General features: G+C 71.0%; 17 protein-coding genes. 10 read left to right on the top strand and 7 right to left on the bottom strand.

Annotated features, from left to right (window positions below; genetic code table 11):
* Nucleotides 1–20 precede the first annotated feature (20 nt).
* The 3 genes from G4D86_RS28495 to G4D86_RS28505 are packed head-to-tail and all read left to right on the top strand — an operon-like array spanning nucleotide 21 to nucleotide 2,742.
* Nucleotides 21–611 carry an RNA polymerase sigma factor gene (locus G4D86_RS28495; protein WP_420821869.1) on the top strand — a complete coding sequence of 197 codons (591 nt, stop codon included), beginning with the start codon at nucleotides 21–23 and terminating at the stop codon, nucleotides 609–611.
* Nucleotides 608–1,483, top strand: a complete 876-nt coding sequence (locus tag G4D86_RS28500; protein ID WP_163997205.1) for a tetratricopeptide repeat protein — start codon at nucleotides 608–610, stop codon at nucleotides 1,481–1,483. The genes G4D86_RS28495 and G4D86_RS28500 overlap by 4 nt, the downstream gene beginning before the upstream one ends.
* Entirely contained in the window at nucleotides 1,480–2,742 is a 1,263-nt protein-coding gene (locus G4D86_RS28505) for a DUF7305 domain-containing protein (RefSeq protein ID WP_163997206.1), read from the top strand. Before G4D86_RS28500 ends, G4D86_RS28505 begins: the two co-directional genes overlap by 4 nt.
* On the opposite strand, the gene G4D86_RS28510 is transcribed toward G4D86_RS28505, so the two are convergent.
* The 3 genes from G4D86_RS28510 to G4D86_RS28520 form a co-directional block, all read right to left on the bottom strand.
* A complete protein-coding gene (locus G4D86_RS28510; RefSeq protein ID WP_163997207.1) occupies nucleotides 2,694–3,572 on the bottom strand; it encodes a ferritin-like domain-containing protein in 879 nt (292 codons plus the stop codon). The genes G4D86_RS28505 and G4D86_RS28510 overlap by 49 nt on opposite strands.
* A gap of 216 nt (nucleotides 3,573–3,788) precedes the next feature.
* Nucleotides 3,789–4,499, bottom strand: coding sequence for a Bax inhibitor-1/YccA family protein (locus tag G4D86_RS28515; RefSeq protein WP_163997208.1), 711 nt, complete (start codon nucleotides 4,497–4,499; stop codon nucleotides 3,789–3,791).
* A gap of 98 nt (nucleotides 4,500–4,597) precedes the next feature.
* Complete coding sequence (locus G4D86_RS28520; RefSeq protein ID WP_163997209.1) at nucleotides 4,598–6,070, bottom strand: phosphonate C-P lyase system protein PhnG; 1,473 nt, start codon at nucleotides 6,068–6,070, stop codon at nucleotides 4,598–4,600.
* A gap of 208 nt (nucleotides 6,071–6,278) precedes the next feature.
* Here G4D86_RS28520 and G4D86_RS28525 point away from each other — a divergent pair, with 208 nt between their 5' ends.
* The 7 genes from G4D86_RS28525 to G4D86_RS28555 all read left to right on the top strand — a co-directional run bounded on the left by G4D86_RS28525 (nucleotide 6,279) and on the right by G4D86_RS28555 (nucleotide 12,669).
* Nucleotides 6,279–7,931, top strand: a complete 1,653-nt coding sequence (locus G4D86_RS28525; RefSeq protein WP_163997210.1) for a thiamine pyrophosphate-binding protein — start codon at nucleotides 6,279–6,281, stop codon at nucleotides 7,929–7,931.
* An 82-nt stretch (nucleotides 7,932–8,013) separates the two neighbouring features.
* Nucleotides 8,014–8,448, top strand: a complete 435-nt coding sequence (locus tag G4D86_RS28530; RefSeq protein ID WP_163997211.1) for a hypothetical protein — start codon at nucleotides 8,014–8,016, stop codon at nucleotides 8,446–8,448.
* A gap of 275 nt (nucleotides 8,449–8,723) precedes the next feature.
* Complete coding sequence (locus G4D86_RS28535; RefSeq protein WP_163997212.1) at nucleotides 8,724–9,221, top strand: hypothetical protein; 498 nt, start codon at nucleotides 8,724–8,726, stop codon at nucleotides 9,219–9,221.
* 76 nt (nucleotides 9,222–9,297) lie between these two features.
* Complete coding sequence (locus G4D86_RS28540; protein WP_163997213.1) at nucleotides 9,298–9,891, top strand: hypothetical protein; 594 nt, start codon at nucleotides 9,298–9,300, stop codon at nucleotides 9,889–9,891.
* 10 nt (nucleotides 9,892–9,901) lie between these two features.
* A complete protein-coding gene (locus tag G4D86_RS28545) occupies nucleotides 9,902–11,635 on the top strand; it encodes a tetratricopeptide repeat protein (RefSeq protein ID WP_163997214.1) in 1,734 nt (577 codons plus the stop codon).
* On the top strand, nucleotides 11,629–12,045 hold the full coding sequence (locus G4D86_RS28550; RefSeq protein WP_163997215.1) for a MerC domain-containing protein: 417 nt from the start codon (nucleotides 11,629–11,631) through the stop codon (nucleotides 12,043–12,045). The genes G4D86_RS28545 and G4D86_RS28550 overlap by 7 nt, the downstream gene beginning before the upstream one ends.
* A 75-nt stretch (nucleotides 12,046–12,120) precedes the next feature.
* The gene (locus tag G4D86_RS28555) at nucleotides 12,121–12,669 is read left to right on the top strand and encodes an isochorismatase family protein (RefSeq protein WP_163997216.1); all 549 of its coding nucleotides are present in this window, start codon (nucleotides 12,121–12,123) and stop codon (nucleotides 12,667–12,669) included.
* Nucleotides 12,670–12,672: 3 nt separating this feature from the next.
* Here the strand turns inward: G4D86_RS28555 and G4D86_RS28560 are convergent, their stop codons facing one another.
* The 4 genes from G4D86_RS28560 to G4D86_RS28575 all read right to left on the bottom strand — a co-directional run bounded on the left by G4D86_RS28560 (nucleotide 12,673) and on the right by G4D86_RS28575 (nucleotide 16,843).
* A complete protein-coding gene (locus G4D86_RS28560) occupies nucleotides 12,673–14,154 on the bottom strand; it encodes a hypothetical protein (protein WP_163997217.1) in 1,482 nt (493 codons plus the stop codon).
* 155 nt (nucleotides 14,155–14,309) lie between these two features.
* A complete protein-coding gene (locus G4D86_RS28565) occupies nucleotides 14,310–15,182 on the bottom strand; it encodes a metal ABC transporter permease (protein ID WP_163997218.1) in 873 nt (290 codons plus the stop codon).
* Nucleotides 15,163–15,954 (bottom strand): metal ABC transporter ATP-binding protein, encoded by a 792-nt coding sequence (locus G4D86_RS28570; RefSeq protein ID WP_163997343.1) that lies wholly within the window; start codon nucleotides 15,952–15,954, stop codon nucleotides 15,163–15,165. The genes G4D86_RS28565 and G4D86_RS28570 overlap by 20 nt, the downstream gene beginning before the upstream one ends.
* Nucleotides 15,955–15,970: 16 nt before the next feature.
* Nucleotides 15,971–16,843: a hypothetical protein gene (locus G4D86_RS28575; protein ID WP_163997219.1), complete on the bottom strand. Its 873-nt coding sequence runs from the start codon at nucleotides 16,841–16,843 to the stop codon at nucleotides 15,971–15,973.
* Nucleotide 16,844 lies beyond the last annotated feature (1 nt).

The following is a 16,844-nucleotide window of genomic DNA, read 5'->3' on the forward strand; positions in this document are numbered from 1 at the left end:
TTCCGCCCGGTGAGCCCTCTATGTCGGAAATGAGGAGCTCGGGCTCATACGCAACCGTTGCCCCCCGCGAGGCGGAGGACCCTCGCATCCAGGCGGCCATCCAGGGACGGCGCGATGCGACCGAGTCCCTGTTGATGGAGTTGCTGCCGCGTGTGCGCAACCTGGTGCGCTACCTCGTGCGGGGGGACGCGGACGTGGACGACATCGCGCAGGAAGGGCTCATCGCCCTGATGCGCGGGCTGCCCACCTACCGGAGCGAGGGCCACTTCCATGCGTGGGCCGACCGCGTGGTGGTGCGAGCGACGTTCGCCTGGCTGAAGCGCGCGCGAGGCCGTGAGGCCCGGCACTCCGATGAGCCGATGGAGCTGGTCGCGGTGCCCTCGGAGGATGCGCAGCCGGACGAGTACGTCCATCGGCGGCACCTCGTGACGTTGCTGGACAAGCTCTCCACGGAACAGCGGCACGCGCTGGTGCTGCACCACGTGCTGGAGCTGAGCGTGCCGGAGATCTGCACGGAGCTCGGCATTCCATTCGAGACCGTGCGCAGCCGGCTGCGGCTGGGGCGGACGGCCCTGCGTGCGCTTGCGTCGGCGGGGGAGGGGGAGGGATGAGTTCGGTGCGAGAAGAGGGGGACGCGCTCCTGGAGGACCTGTTCGAGCCGCTCGATGGTGAGGCGGGCCCCGCGCGTCGCATCTCCCGGCAGAGGTCGGCGGCGCTCGTCATGGCCGCGCTGGAGGCTGGCAACCGCGAGGCACCGGCCCGTCCACGTGTGCCGGGGAAGCGGCCTCCGGTGTGGCTGGTGGTGGGCGCGGTGCTGTTGACCGGTGCTGCGGCAGCGGCGGTCTGGGCGCTGGCTCGGTCCGAGAGCGTGCCAGAGTCACAGATGGCGCAGTCACAGCCCGAGGCGTCACTGCCCGAGAGTGCGGCGGTGGCCCCCGCGCAGGCTGCGCGTGCCGAACCCCAGGCCCCGGCATCCGCTGCTGTTTCCACGCCGCGGGTTCCTGTCATGGCCACTCCGCTGGAAGGCCTGCCACGCGACAGCACACCCCCGACTGCTCGCAAGCAGCGGTCGGAAACGCCCACGCGAATCCCTCCCACCGCGGCGCCCGAAGACCTGCTGCGCGAGGCCAATGCGTTCCGGGCTGGTGGCAGGTGGAAGGACGCGGAGGCGCTCTACCTGCGCGTCATTCGCGAACAGCCCTCATCGCTGGCTGCGTACGTCGCGCGGGTCGCCTCTGGCTCGCTCCGGCTGGAGCACCTCGGGAATGCACGAGGCGCGCTGCGCCAGTTCCAGGAGGCCTTGCGCCTCCAACCCCAGGGCGTGCTTGCTCAGGAAGTCCGCCATGGAATCGCAGAGGCCTGGCGGGCGCTCGGTGACAAGGCGGCCGAGGCGCGTGCGCTGGAGGATTTCCTCACGCATCACTCCGACTCTCCGCTCGGCACCTCCGCTCGGGCTCGGTTGCGGGAGCTTTCCTCGCCATGAAGTTGCATCACACCTCCCGGTGGTGGCACGGGGTGCTCTGCGTCCTGCTGGCCAGCACCAGCTGCACCCGGAGCGACCTCGTGGCCACGATTCACTCGCGGGACGCGGGCACTTCGGATGCTGGCGAGGATGCTCCTCGAGAGGACGCAGGGCCTTCCGACAGCGGCACGCTTCCCGATGACTGGAGCACGTACTGCGCCGGGCAGGGGCCACCCATCGTCGTGGGCGACGCCGTCAGCGGGACACAGGTCTGCGGTGGGCGACTCGCCGAGCAGACCTTCCGCCAGGTGCTGTGTACCTGCGAAGGGCTTGCGCTCAGTGCCCGCATGGAAACGGATGCCTTCCGCGGCTCCGCCGGGCCGTACCTGCCGGGAGGGCAGGGCGGTGACGTCGGAGTGAACGGTGCCCTCAGCGCCAACGACTCCGTCTCCGTGGGCGGCACGCTGCGCGTGGGCGGCGCCGGAGGCATCCAGCTCGCGCGCACGCTCTCGGTGGGCGGCGGGCTCCACGGCGGTGGGCCCATGACAGGGAGCCCCGCCTCCGCATCCGTCACAGGAGACGCCCTCGTGCGCGGTGACGTGGCACTGGCCTCCCTCACCGTGGGCGGTCGCCTGACGGTGCCACCGGAATACAGCCTCGGTCCCGTGCAAGCAGTCGAAGTGCTCCGCGAGCCCGTGGGCCCCGTTACCCCCTGCGTCTGTGATGCCACGACCCAGGTCGACATCGCCGCGCTCATCGCCCACCACTCCGTGGACAACGACAACGCGGCCATCGGGCTGGACGCGGCGGCGCTGGAGGGCATCTCCGGCGAACGGACACTGGAGCTGCCGTGCGGGCGCTTCTTCCTCACTCGCATCGCCGGCACGGGCCGCGCGACGCTCAACGTCCGCGCCCGCACCGCGCTCTTCCTCCAGGGCGGCGTGGACCTCGGCGAGGGCCTCACCGTGGACGTCCAACCTCCGGGCGAGCTGGACCTGTTCATCGGGGGTGACGTCACGGTGGCGGGACCGCTCGTGCTGGGCTCCACCGCCATGCCCTCACGGGTCCGCGTCTACGTCACGCGCTCGAGCGTGCTCGCGCTCTCCGCGGGCAGCACGCTCGGCGGCAACCTCTACGCTCCCGGCGCGTGGCTCAGCATGAGTGGTGACGCGGACGTGTTCGGCTCCGTCTTCGTGCGGCACCTCGAAGCCTCCGGGCCCTTGCGCCTTCACTACGACGCGGACGTGCTCGAAGCGGGCTCCGGGTGTCCATCGCCCTGATGCGTACGGGGCTCCGGCTCGGATTCGCCCGCGGCGGCACTGCCTTGCAGGAAGCCTCGGGCGAAGTCGTCGCTCAGGAACTTGCCGTCGAACTCCTCCAGGCCCTTCATCTTCGCGAAGGTCTTCTGGAGGATGGCCTCTGGATCCATCCCGACCTGGTCGCCATGGTGCTTGAGCTTGCGCACCTCTCGGACGGCCAGGCGCACGAAGAGCCTCCACCACAGCTTCAGCAGGGCCGTCTTGAAGCGGCCCGAATGCGCCATCAGCGTCTGGACGCCGAGCCGGGTCCCGGCGATGTGCCGTGACTCGTCCTTCAACATCAGGCGGATCATCTCCTTGCCCGTCGCGTCGACGGCGTCCAGCTCCAGGGTGCGCTGGAAGATGGTGGCGGCCAGCGTCTCGGTGAAATAGGTCGCCAGAATCCAGCGCTCCACCGGCAGGGGGCCCCTCGTGGCCAGGAAGACTAGCGGATCAAACGCCTTCTGTTTGGCCGGGGGGGCGTTCAGCTTGTGCAGATAGGTGCGAAAGACAAACAGGTGCTTGGACTCGTCGTAGCACTGGGTGGAGTAGTAGGTCACCATCTCGCCGGTGTCGAAGAGGTGGGCGGCCTTGTTCATCAAGCGCTGGATGATTTCGAGGCCCTGCCACTCTCCCTCGTAGAAGTACTGGAGGATGTTGATCCAGCCTTCCTTGATGGCGCCCAGTTCGATGGGGCGGCTCCAGTCAATGGCCGTCTCGGGGTTCCAGTCCGTCGCGAAGGCGAGGCGGGACAGGCCATCCCAGGTCTTCGCGTTGGCCTTCTTCAGAGGGTCTGTCGGGCTGTTGTCCATGGCGCGCAAGCCAAGCCCGGATGGACGGGCGGGAGCGCTGAACCCGGAGGCGAGGAGGGAGGCCGAGTGCGCTGGCGGACAGACGGAGCGCTCGGAGCGTTGAGAACGCGAAGAAGGCGAGGCGGCGAAGCATGCCCGCACGAAACAGAAGCGGCGGTGCTGCCTCCGGAGAGGCCCGCACCGCCGCTTCATGAAACAGCCCGTGGCTCGCGACGGCTAGCGGCGCTTGCCGAGCAGCCGCATGAGGGCGATGAACAGGTTGATGAAGTCCAGGTAGAGCGTCAGCGCGCCGACGATGCTCACCGTGGCGGCGCTGCTGTAGCCCGTGCCGGCGTGCATCTCCCTCAGCTTCTGGGTGTCGTACGCCGTCAGGCCCGCGAAGACGAGGACGGACGCGCACGCCACCACGAAGGACATCGCGTCGCTGCGCATGAAGAAGTTGACGAGGCTGGCCAGGATGATGCCCGCCAGGCCCATGAAGAGGAACGTGCCCCACGAGCTCAGGTTCTTCTTGGTGACGGTGCCGTAGATGGCCATGGCGCCGTAGACGCCCGCCGTCAGGAAGAACGCCTGGGCGATGCTGCCCGCGGTGTAGATGAGGAAGAAGATGGACAGCGTCATCCCCGTGAGCGCCGAGTAGCCGAGGAACATCAACGCGGCGACCGCCCCCGACAGCCGGGGAGCCAGGAAGGACAGCCCGAGCACCACGCCGAACTGCACCAGCAGCAGGGGCATGCGCCAGCTGATGACCGCGCGCAGCAGCGGCTCGTTGCTGACCGTCACCAGGGCCATGATGGCGGTCACCATCAGCCCACCGAACATCCAACCGTGTACGCGCGTCATGAAGGCGCGCTGCGACTCCTGCACCAGCACGGTGTCGACCGGCGCGCGCTCAGCCGTCTGCCAACCGGAAGTTTCCCAGGCCATGGACTGTGATTCCTTTCATGCCGGGACGGGCCCGGCGGCGAAGCTCTTATAGCGTGTCCGGCCGCGTCATGCGCGTGCACCGGCCCGTGTGAAACCCCTTAAATGGCCTTCCATGCCAGCAAAAGCTTGGAGGCCACTTCCGAGGTGATGAGCGGTAGCACCCCGCCGCCGCCGACGATGTTGACGATCTCCGACATGGAGCCCCGACACACTCCGCCCCAGGCAGGCTGGCGAGCGAGCCCCACCGACGCATACGCCGAGTAGTCCACGAAGAAGGACGCGGGGAGCACCGTGCCGGTCGGCTCGCAGAGCAGGTGGTCCTCGGGCGGCGAGTCCACCACCTCCTGCACCACGAAGCCGCCGCCCGCGGGGTCCGCCGCGGCGCGCGCGCACAGCTCCGGCCAGCCCAGCAGCTCGCCGTAGGCGGCCTTCACGCGCTCCGTGTAGGGCACCGTGCCCTCCGAGCGGCCCAGGAACACGGCCTTGCCGCCGTAGTCCCACGCCCGCTTGAGGACGTAGCGCTTCGGGTCCGCGGCCACCAGGGCCACCAGGTCCTCGGTGCGCCCGCCGTCGGGGCCCACCGCGGGGCCCGGGCGGAAGACGCGCGTCCACGGCACCGAGGCCCGCACCGCCTCCAGCTCGTCCGCCGTGAGGCCCGCGGCCTCGGCGAGGCTCGGCTCGGAGAGCGCCTGCGACAGGCGCGCGAAGGTGGACTTCACCTCCACCTGCGAGGCGGGCGGATTCAGGAACACGGCCTTCTTCCCCGGCACCGTGCCCACGAAGTCCTCCACCCACGGCGAGGGCGTCTCCTCCAGCCGCCGCACGAAGAGGTGCCGGTACACGAGGTCGTACTTCTTGCCGCGCACCTCGAAGGCGTCGTCGCCGGAGACTTCATCCGGGTGCACCACGTCCGCGTCCGCGCCGTACTCGCGGAAGCGCTCGCACAGCCAGCGCAGCTCCGTGATTTGCGCGTCGTTGCGGCGGCACAGCAGGGCCACCGTGTCCGGCATCTTCCCGTTGCGCTCCGCCGCGTACCCGTCCAGCAGCGCGCGGTACAGCGCCAGCGCGTTGCTGCCGTTGAGGCTCAGCAGCGTGCCCAGGGCCTTCTCCGGGTAGCGGAAGTAGCGGCCCACCACCTCGATGAAGGTGCGCGCCGCGATGTCGGAATACCCCTGCATGGCGGGGATGGTGGCGTTGACCTCCAGCGCCCACGGCTTGCCGCCGGAGACGAAGTAGTCCACCCGCGTGGTGGCCAGGCGTGTGGCCTGGCGCCAGGTGCGCTCCGCGAGCGAGCGCTCGAGCGGAGACAGCGCGCCCAGCAGCTCCTGCGCGTCGGGGCCGTCCAGCAGCGCGCGCGCCATCTTGACGGTGGCGGACGACAGGCGGGCGGACAGCTCGGCGCGGCGGCGGATTTCCGCGGCGTCCAGCACCACGGGGGTGGCGGTGATGGGGATGGGCCGGGTGGTGCCGTCCTTCTGCGTCACCGCCAGGCCCCGCTTGTACGCGAGCTGGGCCAGCTCGGGCGCGATGTGGCGCGCCTGGCTCCGCAGCACGTCGATGAGCTCTTGCACGAAGTCCTGTCCTCGAAAAAACGCCCGGGCCTCCCCGGGGCGCCGAACCCTACGCCCACAGGGTTCACCGGTCCATCGGCCCGAGGACACCGGCTCCTTTCCGGGTGGTCTGCATGGACCCGGTTGCGCCACGATTGCCCTCTCGCTCGGGGGGCGGGCGACGGGTGGTGGCTTCACGCCCTCCGTTTTCCAAAGAGGAGGCTCGGACATGGGCATGGTCAGCGGTGGGCAGCTCGTGGCGCGGATGCTGAAGAAGGAGGGCGTGCGGCACGTCTTCACCCTCTCCGGACTGCACGTGGCCCCCATCTACGCCGCGTGCGTGGAGGAGGGCATCGCCATCATCGACACCCGGCACGAGCAGGCCGCCGCGCATGCCGCGGATGCGTATGCCCGGCTGACACGTGGGATGGGCGTGGCGGTGGTGACGGCGGGCCCCGGCGTGACGGACGCGCTCACCGGCGTGGCCAACGCGTACGCGGCCAGCTCGCCCCTGCTGCTGCTCGGCGGCGCGGCGCCCACCTTCAACCAGGGCCGCGGCGCGCTGCAGGAGATGGAGCAGGTGGACCTGTTCCACCGCATCTCCAAGTGGTCGGACCGCGTGCCCTCGCCGGAGGCGGTGCCGCACTACCTGGCGAAGGCCTTCCGCGTGGCGCTGTCCGGGCGCCCCGGGCCGGTGTTCCTGGAGCTGGCGTGGGACGTGCTCTGCAACGGCGTGGACGACGAGTCGCTGCGCATGCCGGAGCGCTACCGCACGGATGCGCGCGTGGCGCCGGACGCTCGCAAGGTGGAGGAGGCCCTCGCGCTGCTGCGCGCCGCGGAGCGTCCGGCCATCCTCGCCGGCTCCTCCATCTGGTGGGACGGCGCGTGGGACGCGCTGCGCGCCTTCGCGGAGCGGGCGCAGGTGCCCGTGTTCCTCAATGGCGCGGGCCGGGGCTGCCTGCCCGCGGGCCATCCGCTCTTCTTCCAGCACTCGCGCAAGGAGGCGCTGAGCGGCGCGGACGTGGTGTTCGTCATCGGCACGCCCTTCGACTTCCGCCTCAACTACGGCGCGGAGCCCACCTTCAGCGCCGAGTCGAAGATCGTCCAGGTGGACATCGACCCGACGGAGCTGGGCCGCAACCGGCCAGTGGACGTGGGGCTCGTGGCGGACAGCTTCAGCGCGCTCACCGCGCTGGCGGCCGGTGCGGAGCGCGCGCGGCGCGACACGCTGCTGTCCACGCTGCGCGAGGGCGAGGCGCGCCGGCAGGCCACCATCGACGAGTGGGCACGCAGTGACAGCACGCCCATCCACCACTACCGGCTCGCGAAGGAGTTGTCGGAGGTGGCCAACGCGGCGGGGCAGGACCCGGTGTTCATCGCGGACGGAGGCAACTGGGTGGCCATGGCGGCGAAGGTACTGGAGCTGCGCAGGCCCGGCCGCTGGTTGGACCCCGGGCCGCTGGGCTGCCTGGGCGTGGGCGCGCCCTTCGCGCTCGCGTCCAAGGTGCTGCACCCGGAGCGCACGTGCTGGGTGGTGCAGGGGGATGGCTCGTTCGGCCTCAACGGCTTCGACTTCGAGACGGCCGTGCGCTTCAAGCTCCCCATGGTGTGCGTGGTGGGCAACGACGCGGCGTGGGGACAGATTCGCCTGCCGCAGGTGCAGATGTTCGGAGAGGACAAGTCCCCCGCGACGCTGCTGGCGCCGACGCGCTACGACAAGGTGGTGGAGGCGTTCGGCGGGCACGGAGAGCTCGTGACGGAGCCGTCGCAAATCCGCCCCGCGCTGGAGCGGGCGCTGGCCAGTGGCACGGTGGCGTGTGTGAATGTGCTGCTGGACCCGGACGCGCCGGTGAAGTCGGGTGCGATGGGCTACGCCGTGTGATGCGCATGCGAGGGTATGACTTGCGCGGACCGCACGTATCGTTTACAAAACGCAATCCCGTATCATCTGGGAACCTGCTGACGTGCGCCCTTCCAACCGCCATCTGCCCATGAGCCTCGTCCGGTCGCGCCTGCTGGCGCTGCCGCTCGTGCTCGTGTGCGCGCTGGCGTACGTGGGGAACGTCATGCACTTCGCCCTCGTCCAGCACGCCACGTGCCTGGAGCACGGCGAGATGGTTCACGTGGAGGAGGGGAGCGCGCACGCCTCCGGGCAGGTCGAGGACTCCTTCGACGATGCCCGCGTCGCCTCCCGTCCGGACGTCGTCGAAGCGCACGAGGTGGACGCGCACTGCGTCCATGCCTTCTTCCGTCGTGAGGCCCTGCCTCCGGCGGAGGCCACCGCCGTCCTCCCGGCGGTATCCATCCGCTCCGCACCGGCGCTGGCGGTGTTCCGCTTCCATGCGGAGCCCGTCGCGCGGCTGCACCTCGCTCCCAAGGCATCTCCGCCTCGCGCGTGAGCGTCGGGAGCGCGTCTCCTCTTCACACGGCACGCTCGTGTCGTGTGGCGTCCGTCGACCCGTGAAGCCTTGCGTCCTCGTCCCGCCCCGCGCGGGGCGCGAGGACCGCTGCTCCATGCCGTCGCCGACTGACGCACTCCCGCGCCCACCGCATCACGCAGACGTCTGACTTTTCCATGCCCGCCGCGTGCGCGCTGGCACTGCCTTTTCTGGCGGTGTCCGGAGCGGCGTGGAGGCGTGGCGCAATCGCAGTCCAACCACCGTGGAGTCACACCATGAACAAGAAGCTCCTTGCCGCCCTCCTGATGTCCACCGCCCTGCTCGCCACCGCTTGCGGAGACGACGAAGAAGAGGAGGAGAGCGGCGACGTCGAGGGCTGCGAGCACCTCCAGGAGGGGCCGGCCGTCGCCCTCACCGCCACCACCACCGGCACGCCTCCGGCCGTGGGCAATGACCACCGCCGCTACGACGTCACCCTCGTGGACGGCACGGGCGGCAAGACGGGCTCCGTGTCCTTCGCCGCGGCCGAGGCCACCGACTACGTCTTCTTCACCAACGTGGACGTGCCGCTCGTCATCCGGAACTCCAGCGGCACCGTGGTGGACGTCGAGGAGCACACGACGAGCTCCGCCGAGTGCGCCGACATCAAGGGCCGCTACGTGGTTCCCCTGACGGTGGGCACCCATACCCTCACGTTCGGGCCCACCTCCACGGCGACCGTCTCACTGGTCATCGAGGAGTCCTCGCACGAAGGCCACGACCACGAGGAGTAGTCCCGCCACGACTGACGCGCCCGCGGGCCCTGGGCCGGTGGGCGTGTCAGGCCCTCTATCGAGTGAGGAATTGAAGATGCGTGCCACTTCTGTACTGCCCGACGAGTTGCGCCGCGAGGGAGCGCGTCTGTTCGACGTCTCCATGTGGTGTCTCGGCCGGGATGTGCGCTGCCCAGAGGGAAATCTCCTCCTTCGCCGTGGGCTCGTTCGCCACGCGCGTCCCGAAGGTGTCGAGGGGCAGAGCGCATACTCGATGGATATGCAGGGCGCGGGGCGTCTGGTGTTGTGGGGTTTCGGGGTGCTGTGTGAGTGCGGAGAGGCCGTCTTCGTTGCAAGGGACGGTTTTTCTCCGCGTCTGCTGGAAGCGACGCCTCCGAAATCTGCCTTTCGGGCGCAGGAATTAGGCCCGTGGCGCGAGCCCGCCACAGCGGAGCAGAATCGCGATGCTCGTGTCGTGCTGGTGTCGCTGGCCGGGTGGCTCGCCGGCCATGAGGAGTGGGTGGCGCGGGAGCTGGGGACTGGCTGGCGGCGCACGTGTCTGGAGGCGCGCGGGAAGGCATCTCCCGTCGCGGCGGATGCGCTGGCCGCGGCCTGGAGGCGTCTCGGTTCTCGCATCGGTGCACTGGATTCTGGATTGAACGCGTGTCTCGCCCCGGTCTCCGGGGCCTGAGGAGCACATCATGCTGGCGCGACTTCTTCGAGCCGACGAGCCGTCCGTCTACGTCCAGACTCCGTGGGAGGACGTCACGGACGAGGCACTGCCGCCTCCACCGCTGCGCGAGGGTCTGGGCAGTGCGCACCTGGACGTGCGCACCCGCGAGCCGCTGGCGCAGGCGTACTTCGACCAGGGCCTGCGGCTGTTGCATCTGGGCTGGGGCTCGGAGGCACGCCGCTCTTTCGCCGAGGCCGCGCGGAGGGACTCCGAGCTGGCCATGGCGTGGTGGGGCCTGGCCCTCACGCGAGGCGCTGGAGCCCGCTTCGCCGGTCCTCGCGCGGAGGCCATCCGCCGCGCGCTGGCGCTGAGCGAGGGCACCACGGACCTGGAGCAGCGCTACGTCGTCGCCGCCAGCCTGCTCGCGGACAAGGGGCCCTCCAACGGCCGCCATGCCTTCGTGCGGGACATGGAGTGCCTCGTGGACCGCTACCCCGAGGACGGCGAGGCGCGGCTGCTGCTGGCCGGCTTCCTCGTGGACGGCTACGAGGCGGACGGCCGCCCCGGACAGGGCCAGCCCTATGCACAGGCCCTGCTGCGCGAGTTGCTGCGCACGCACCCGGACCACGCGGGCGTGCACCACGCGTGGGTGCAGGCCATGCTGCACAGCGCGCGGCCCGAGGCGGCGCTGGAGAGCGCGCGGAAGCTGGTGGAGCTCGCCCCCGCGGCCAGCCCGGCGCTGCTCACCGCGGGCCGGTTGCTGCAACGCGTGGGACTGGGAGACGAGGCTCGCCGAGCCCTGGAGGCCGCGGTGGCCGCGGACGATGCGTACCTCGCGAGCGAGTCGCTGCCCTCGCGCATGGCCCCGAGCGCGGAGACCGCCATGCGCCTGCTCAGCCAGGGCTGCGCGGAGGCAGGGCGGTACACCGAGGCCCAGTCCTGGGCCCGGCGCCTGCGGCACCGCGTGGAAGGGGCGGGGAGCGAGCCGCAAGCGGTGCTCTTCGCGGCCCTCGCCATGGTGTCCGCGCACCTGCGCTTCGGCTTCTGGCGCGCGGCGGCGGACGTGCCCATGGAGCTGCCGGACTCCGCCACGCTGGCCGACCGTGCGCTGCGCGACGGCGTGCGCCACTACACGCGCGGCCTGAGCGCGCTGGAGTCGGGCCGGCTGCCGGTGGTGGAGCATGCGTGCGAGGCGCTCGATGCGCTCCATCCGCCGCTGTCGGAGGAGCGCCGCTCGGAGGGGCGTGCCCTCTGTCCGCGCGACGTGGCCCGGGTGGTGGAGGTGGCCGCGCAGGAGCTGCGCGGCGCGCTGGACGCCCGCCGGGGCGACATGGGCCGCGCCGAGGCCACGCTGACGCGCGCCCTGCGCCTGGAGCGCCGCCTGCGCGCGGCCGGCCCCATGCCCTTCTCACGTCCCGCGCGCGAGGCACTGGCCCGACTGCGGCTGCACTCGGACCGCGAGGACCGGGCGCTGGAGCTGTCGCGGACGTTGGTGTCGGAGCGGCCCGGCTGTGGCCACGCCCGCCTGCTGTCCGCCGAGGTGCTGGTGGCGGTGGGCGCGTGGGAAGAGGCGGTGGCGGCGTTCACCGCCTTCCTCGACTGCTGGCGCGACGCGGACGCGCACCTGCCGGAGTTGCGTCGCGCGCGCCTCTTCATCGCCGGGCGGGGCCGCGTGCTGCGGCTGGTCCGCCCGTCGGAGCTCGCGGTCGCGCCGGAGGCTGGAAGCCCGGGCCCCCGGCCCCTGGAGAAGGTGTCTTGCTGACCGCTTCGGAGACGACGCCCGCACGCTCGCGCTGGGATGGCGTGGGCCAGCTCCTCTCCGCGCTGTGCGTCGTCCACTGCGTGCTGCTGCCCCTGGTGCTGGGCGTGCTGCCCGTGGCTGTCGCCGGGGTGATGGGGGACGAGTCCGTCCACCGCTGGCTCCTCGTGCTGGTGGCCGCGAGCGCGCTGGCCTCCTTCGTCCCGGGGTGGCGCCACCACCGCCGCATGTCCGCGCCGGGGCTCGCCGCGCTGGGCGTGGTGCTGCTCGCGGGCGGGGCCTTCCTCGTTCCGGAAGGGGCCGGTGGCTCCTGGGAGACGGGCCTCACGCTGGCGGGCGGGCTGGTGATGGCGGTGGCCCACGGGCGCAACCGCGCCCTGTGCCGCGACTGTTGCCCTCCCGAAGCGCGGTGAGCGGGAGCGTCTTTCGCGAGCGGTGTCCTGCTTCCGCCGCTTGACGGGCCGGAGCGGTTCGCGCGAGGAGGAGGCATGCCCACCTTCCGCCTCAAGCTGGACCAGGTCGCGCTGCTCGTCGTGGACATCCAGGAGCGGCTGTGCGCCGCCATGGACCGGGACGCGTTGGACCGGATGCTCATGCGCACCAACGCCGCCATCGAAGGGGCGCGCGCTCTCGGCCTCCCCATCATCGTCACGGAGCAGTACCCCAAGGGGCTGGGCACCACGCACTCGCTGGTGCGCATGCGCTTGCCGGACGCGAAGCCCGTGGAGAAGCTGGAGTTCAGCGCGGCCGTGCCGGAGGTACTCGCCGCGCTGGGTAACCGGCGCCAGGTGCTGGTGGCCGGCATGGAGGCGCACATCTGCGTCTTCCAGACGGTGCGCGACCTCACCGAGCGCGGGCTGTCCCCCTTCCTGCTGGCGGACGCGGTGCTGTCGCGCTCGGCGGAGGACCGCCGCGTGGGGCTCGACTTGTGCCGCGACGCGGGCGCCACCGTCGTCACCGTGGAGGCCGCGCTGTTCGACATGCTCGAGCGTGCGGGCACGCCCGAGTTCAAGAAGGTCTCCGCCGCGGTGCGCTGACGCCTAGAACATGGGCGGCTTGTTGGCCTCCGGCGGCGGCAACGGGCCGATGCCGGACGGCGGAGGCGGCAGCACTTCCTTGGAGATGGCGGGCAGCGACGGCGACAGCTGGCCCACGTAGAGCAGCCCGTCGATGCCCTCGTCCGTGGAGGACTCGAAGCGCTGGACGTACGGCGTCTGTCCCGGCGGGGCGGCGACCCGCTCCGAGGGCGTCGCGCCGATGTAGCCGCACTGCAGCTTGCCGGCGCGGTCCAGGTCGCAGCCCCAGCGCGTGCCCTGCGCGTAGCTCATCTCCAGCACCACCAGCCGTCCCTTCTTCAGGTGGTGCGCCATGGGCGTGAAGTCCCGGTCCCACGGCGTGCCGGTGACGGTGCGCGTGTGCGCGTTGCCGGCCACGATGACGTGGAGCTCGTCGGGGTGGGCCTTGCGGCGCGCGTTCCAGACCTTCGCCAGCTCGGCGTCGCGCTGGCTCGCCCAGGCCGTGTCGGTGTCATAGGCCACCAGCGTCACGCGCAGGCCGGTGGCCCGCATGGCTCGCACCCGGTCGATGAGGTCGAAGACGGCGCGGCTGCTGCGGCCGTCCTGGTAGGGCCGCGTCCAGAAGCGGCCCTCCAGGAGCGCGTCCTGGTCGGCCGGCATGCCCGCGCTCGCGAGGTAGCGGTCCACCCGCTCCTGCTCCGTCTGGGGAATGGAGAGGCCGAGCACCACGGGCAGCCCCGCCTCGGCCATCTGGCAGACGACGTTGCCCACCACGAGAGGCACCTCGCGCGAGCCGAGCTGCTCGCCGATGAGCAGGGTGAGCCCCGGAATCATCAGCCCGTCCAGGTCGCGCACCGCCTCCCCGCACTGGCCCGGCGGCGGCGTCGTGTCATGCCAGCGGGCGAGGTAGAACCCGGCGTCGCGCACGGGCGTGGGCACCGGCTCCTGGTACACGTTGCCGCTCACCACCTCCAGGGAGGGCGCGGACTCCAGGCGCAGGGTGAGCTCCTTCTCCAGGTCCAGGTCCCGGTCGCCGCGCGTCGCCATGCGCATCTCGGGCGGGATGTCGCCGCTCGGGTCCCGGACGACGGTGATGTCGTATCTCCCATCGTGGGTCATCTCGTCGCGCTCCCGGAGGACCTTCCACCATGGGTTGCGACTGGTGGCTGGATTGCTTATCGCGTGGAACTTCATGCGGAAGATGCGGACGACGGACTGGCGCGGGCCCACGGCGATGCCCGTCACCAGGTAGCGGGAGAACGTCATGTCTCCCGTGCCTACGCGGTCCGGCTTCTCCCAGGTGGTGAGCAGCTGGCTCGCGTCCTGCGTCTCCTCGAAGGTGTAGCCCCTCGAAGACAGCAGCTCCCGCGTGGCGGCCAGTGCCTCGGCCAGCGGCTTCTGGAAGACGTGCTCGAACTTCGGCTGCTCCGGTGGCGCGGTCTTGGGCGCATGTGCACAGCCAATACCCACCACCACGAGCCACGGCATCAACCAACGGACATTCATGGAGGCCCCCTCCGGCCTGGGACGGAACGCACGGTCTGCCGATGAAACGCTACGACGGTCGTCGTATATCGGGCCACGCGAAAGGCGCTGGGTGTCGTCTCCGGTGCGAACTCGACCCGGGGGCGGGCGCCGTCAACCCGGCGCCCGCGTCCCGCTCAGGCCACCCGCTGAACCAGCCGCATCAGGCTCCGCACCGCCATGGCCACGGCCACCAGCACTCCGGCGAGCACCGTCTGCGAGCCGCCCACCGGGAAGTCGTAGAAGTAGGCGAAGAGGTAGCCGCCCACGCCGGAGATGGCCCCCGCGAGGGTGGCCACGAAGAACGTCGCCGGCAGCCGCAACTCCAGCATCAGCGCGGCGATGGCGGACAGTGTGGAGAAGGCGAACACCGGCAGCGCGCCCAGGGCACGGGCGCACACACCCACCATGACGCCGATGGAGACCATCAGCACCCCGTCCAGCAGGCGCACCGGCAGCCCCTGCACGTGGGCGCCGATGCGGTCGAAGCTGGCGAAGGTGATGCCCCGGTACCACCACAGGTGGATGACCATCACCAGCCCGCCGGCAATCGCCACGGTGTGCAATTGCTCGGGCGTCACCAGCACTGCGGTGCCGAAGAGGATGCCCTGGATGTCGTGGGCCTCCTGGGCAATGCGGTCACCCACGAGAATCGCCGCTCCGCCGGCCAGCGCGTAGGCCAGGCCGAGCAGGCTCTCGCGCGTCAGCTTCAGCTTGGTGGGCTCGGTCATCAGGAGCAGCGTGGCGGCCAGGGCCATCGCGGTGGCGCCCAGCACGGGCTCCACATGGAAGCCCAGGTGGATGCCCGCGAAGAAGGCCAGGGCCACGCCCAGTCCCGCGGACTGGGCCACCGCGGCGCTGACGAACACCATGCGCCGCAGCACCACGTACACGCTCAGGAAGCCCAGCACACCCCCGGCGATGAGGGCGCATAGCAGGGGGTCTCGGAACAGCTCGAACCCCGCCAGGAACTCCTGCCACTTGGAGGGTTCAGCGAGCATCGTTTCCACGGTGGGGTCCCTTGGGTGCGCGGTGGCAGTACTCGTCGCCGTACTGGCGGCGGAAGGCGGGGTGGCAGAACACGTGCTGCGCGTCGCCCATGACGAAGGCGGACGTCTCCCGGTCCACGAAGAACAGGATGTCGGCGTGCTCGGCGGCCACCTCCAGGTCGTGGACCACTACCACCACGCCCATGCCCCGATTGTGCGCCAGCGAGCACAGCCGCTGCATCGTCTCGCGCTCGGCGACGGCGTCCATGGCGGCGGTGGGCTCGTCCAGAAGCACCAGGTCCGCCTCCGTGGCGATGAGGCGCGCCAGCAGCGTGCGCTGCTTCTGGCCCTCCGACAGCTCGCGGTACGGCCGCGAGGCAATGGCCTTGGCCCCCGCCGTCTCCAGGGCCCGCTCCACCGCGTCGCGGTCCGCCTTCCGGGGGAAGGGCCAGAGGAAGCTCCACCCGCGGAGTCGGCCCCAGCCTGCCAGCTCGCGCGCGCGCAGCGGCATCAGCGAGTCGATGGCGGACGTCTGCGGCACGTACGCACTGCGCATCTCTGGCGAGTTGCTGCGGATTTCGCCCGACACCGGGGGCTGCATCCCCAGCAGCGTCTTGAACCAGGTGCTCTTGCCGGAGCCATTGCGGCCCACCACCGCCACGAACTGGCCGCGACGGATGACCATGTCGATGGGCGGCAGCATGGGCTTGTCGTTGTAGCCGATGACCAGCTTCTCGCACGTGAGCAGCGGGTCGCCGGGCGTGAAGGTGGCGGGCACCGAGTGCTCGGCCATCAAGGGGTCTGTCGGGTCAGCGGTCTTCACGGCTCACCTCCGCGTCGGGTTTCAGCGCGGCCAGCGCCTCCAGCAGTTGCTTGCGCAGGGCCTCGTTCTGCGGCGCGCCCAGGTCCACCACGCCGTCGGCGTCAAGCTTGGCGGCCGACCAGTCCAGCCCGTCGAAGAGGGTGGGGGACAGCGCCAGGGCCAGAGCCAGCTTCACGCGCGGCTCGTGCTCGCGGTCCGCGGGGATGTCCAGCGCCCCGCTCAGCTCCACCAGCGGCTCGGCTTCTTCCTCTTCTCCCTCCACCGCCAGGTCCAGGCGGAAGGGACGCTCGCCCTCGAAGCGCGGCGTGGCGCGGTGGTCTCGCACCGCGCCTTGGAGCCGCAGCGCACTCACGTCCCAGTGCGCTTGTGACACGGTGCCATTCGGCAGCTCGCAGTCCGGCTCGCACTCGGGCGTGAGTGTCTGCGAGGCCAGCAGGTCCAGCTCCGCGTCCACGTGCAGCGCGGCCACCAGCGACGACGTGGCGCCACCGCCGCCGTTCAGCTCCGCCTGGATGTCCTCGTAGCTCACCAGCGCACCGTCATCGCGGTGGCAGTGCCCGCCATGGCACAGGCTGTAGCCGGGCGGAGGGTTGGCCGGGTCGAACGTCTCACCGCTGCCTCCGCCGGTACTGCCGCCGCTCGCGGCGCTGAGCAGCTCGACGTGGGAGATGCCCAGGGACGCGGCGTCCAGGCGCACCTGGAAGTCGGACGCGAGCTGTTGGAAGCCGTTGCCCGCGTCGCGCGAGGACAGGTGCGTGTAGCCGGCGCTCACCGTGGGCTCCAGCACGGCGAAGCCCTCGCCGGCGTCCAGCGCGCAGCCGGACAGGAGCATCAGGGGAAGGAGGAGTCGTGCCCGCATG

This window comes from Pyxidicoccus caerfyrddinensis (assembly GCF_010894405.1).
In the GTDB taxonomy this organism is placed as follows: Bacteria; Myxococcota; Myxococcia; order Myxococcales; family Myxococcaceae; genus Myxococcus; species Myxococcus caerfyrddinensis.

Coding starts and splice junctions, on each gene's coding strand:
- G4D86_RS28495 (WP_420821869.1), top strand. CDS start 21: ATGTCGGAAATGAGGAGCTCGGGCTCATACGCAACCGTTGCCCCCCGC.
- G4D86_RS28500 (WP_163997205.1), top strand. CDS start 608: ATGAGTTCGGTGCGAGAAGAGGGGGACGCGCTCCTGGAGGACCTGTTC.
- G4D86_RS28505 (WP_163997206.1), top strand. CDS start 1,480: ATGAAGTTGCATCACACCTCCCGGTGGTGGCACGGGGTGCTCTGCGTC.
- G4D86_RS28510 (WP_163997207.1), bottom strand. CDS start 3,572: ATGGACAACAGCCCGACAGACCCTCTGAAGAAGGCCAACGCGAAGACC.
- G4D86_RS28515 (WP_163997208.1), bottom strand. CDS start 4,499: ATGGCCTGGGAAACTTCCGGTTGGCAGACGGCTGAGCGCGCGCCGGTC.
- G4D86_RS28525 (WP_163997210.1), top strand. CDS start 6,279: ATGGGCATGGTCAGCGGTGGGCAGCTCGTGGCGCGGATGCTGAAGAAG.
- G4D86_RS28535 (WP_163997212.1), top strand. CDS start 8,724: ATGAACAAGAAGCTCCTTGCCGCCCTCCTGATGTCCACCGCCCTGCTC.
- G4D86_RS28540 (WP_163997213.1), top strand. CDS start 9,298: ATGCGTGCCACTTCTGTACTGCCCGACGAGTTGCGCCGCGAGGGAGCG.
- G4D86_RS28545 (WP_163997214.1), top strand. CDS start 9,902: ATGCTGGCGCGACTTCTTCGAGCCGACGAGCCGTCCGTCTACGTCCAG.
- G4D86_RS28555 (WP_163997216.1), top strand. CDS start 12,121: ATGCCCACCTTCCGCCTCAAGCTGGACCAGGTCGCGCTGCTCGTCGTG.
- G4D86_RS28560 (WP_163997217.1), bottom strand. CDS start 14,154: ATGAATGTCCGTTGGTTGATGCCGTGGCTCGTGGTGGTGGGTATTGGC.
- G4D86_RS28570 (WP_163997343.1), bottom strand. CDS start 15,954: ATGGCCGAGCACTCGGTGCCCGCCACCTTCACGCCCGGCGACCCGCTG.
- G4D86_RS28575 (WP_163997219.1), bottom strand. CDS start 16,843: ATGCGGGCACGACTCCTCCTTCCCCTGATGCTCCTGTCCGGCTGCGCG.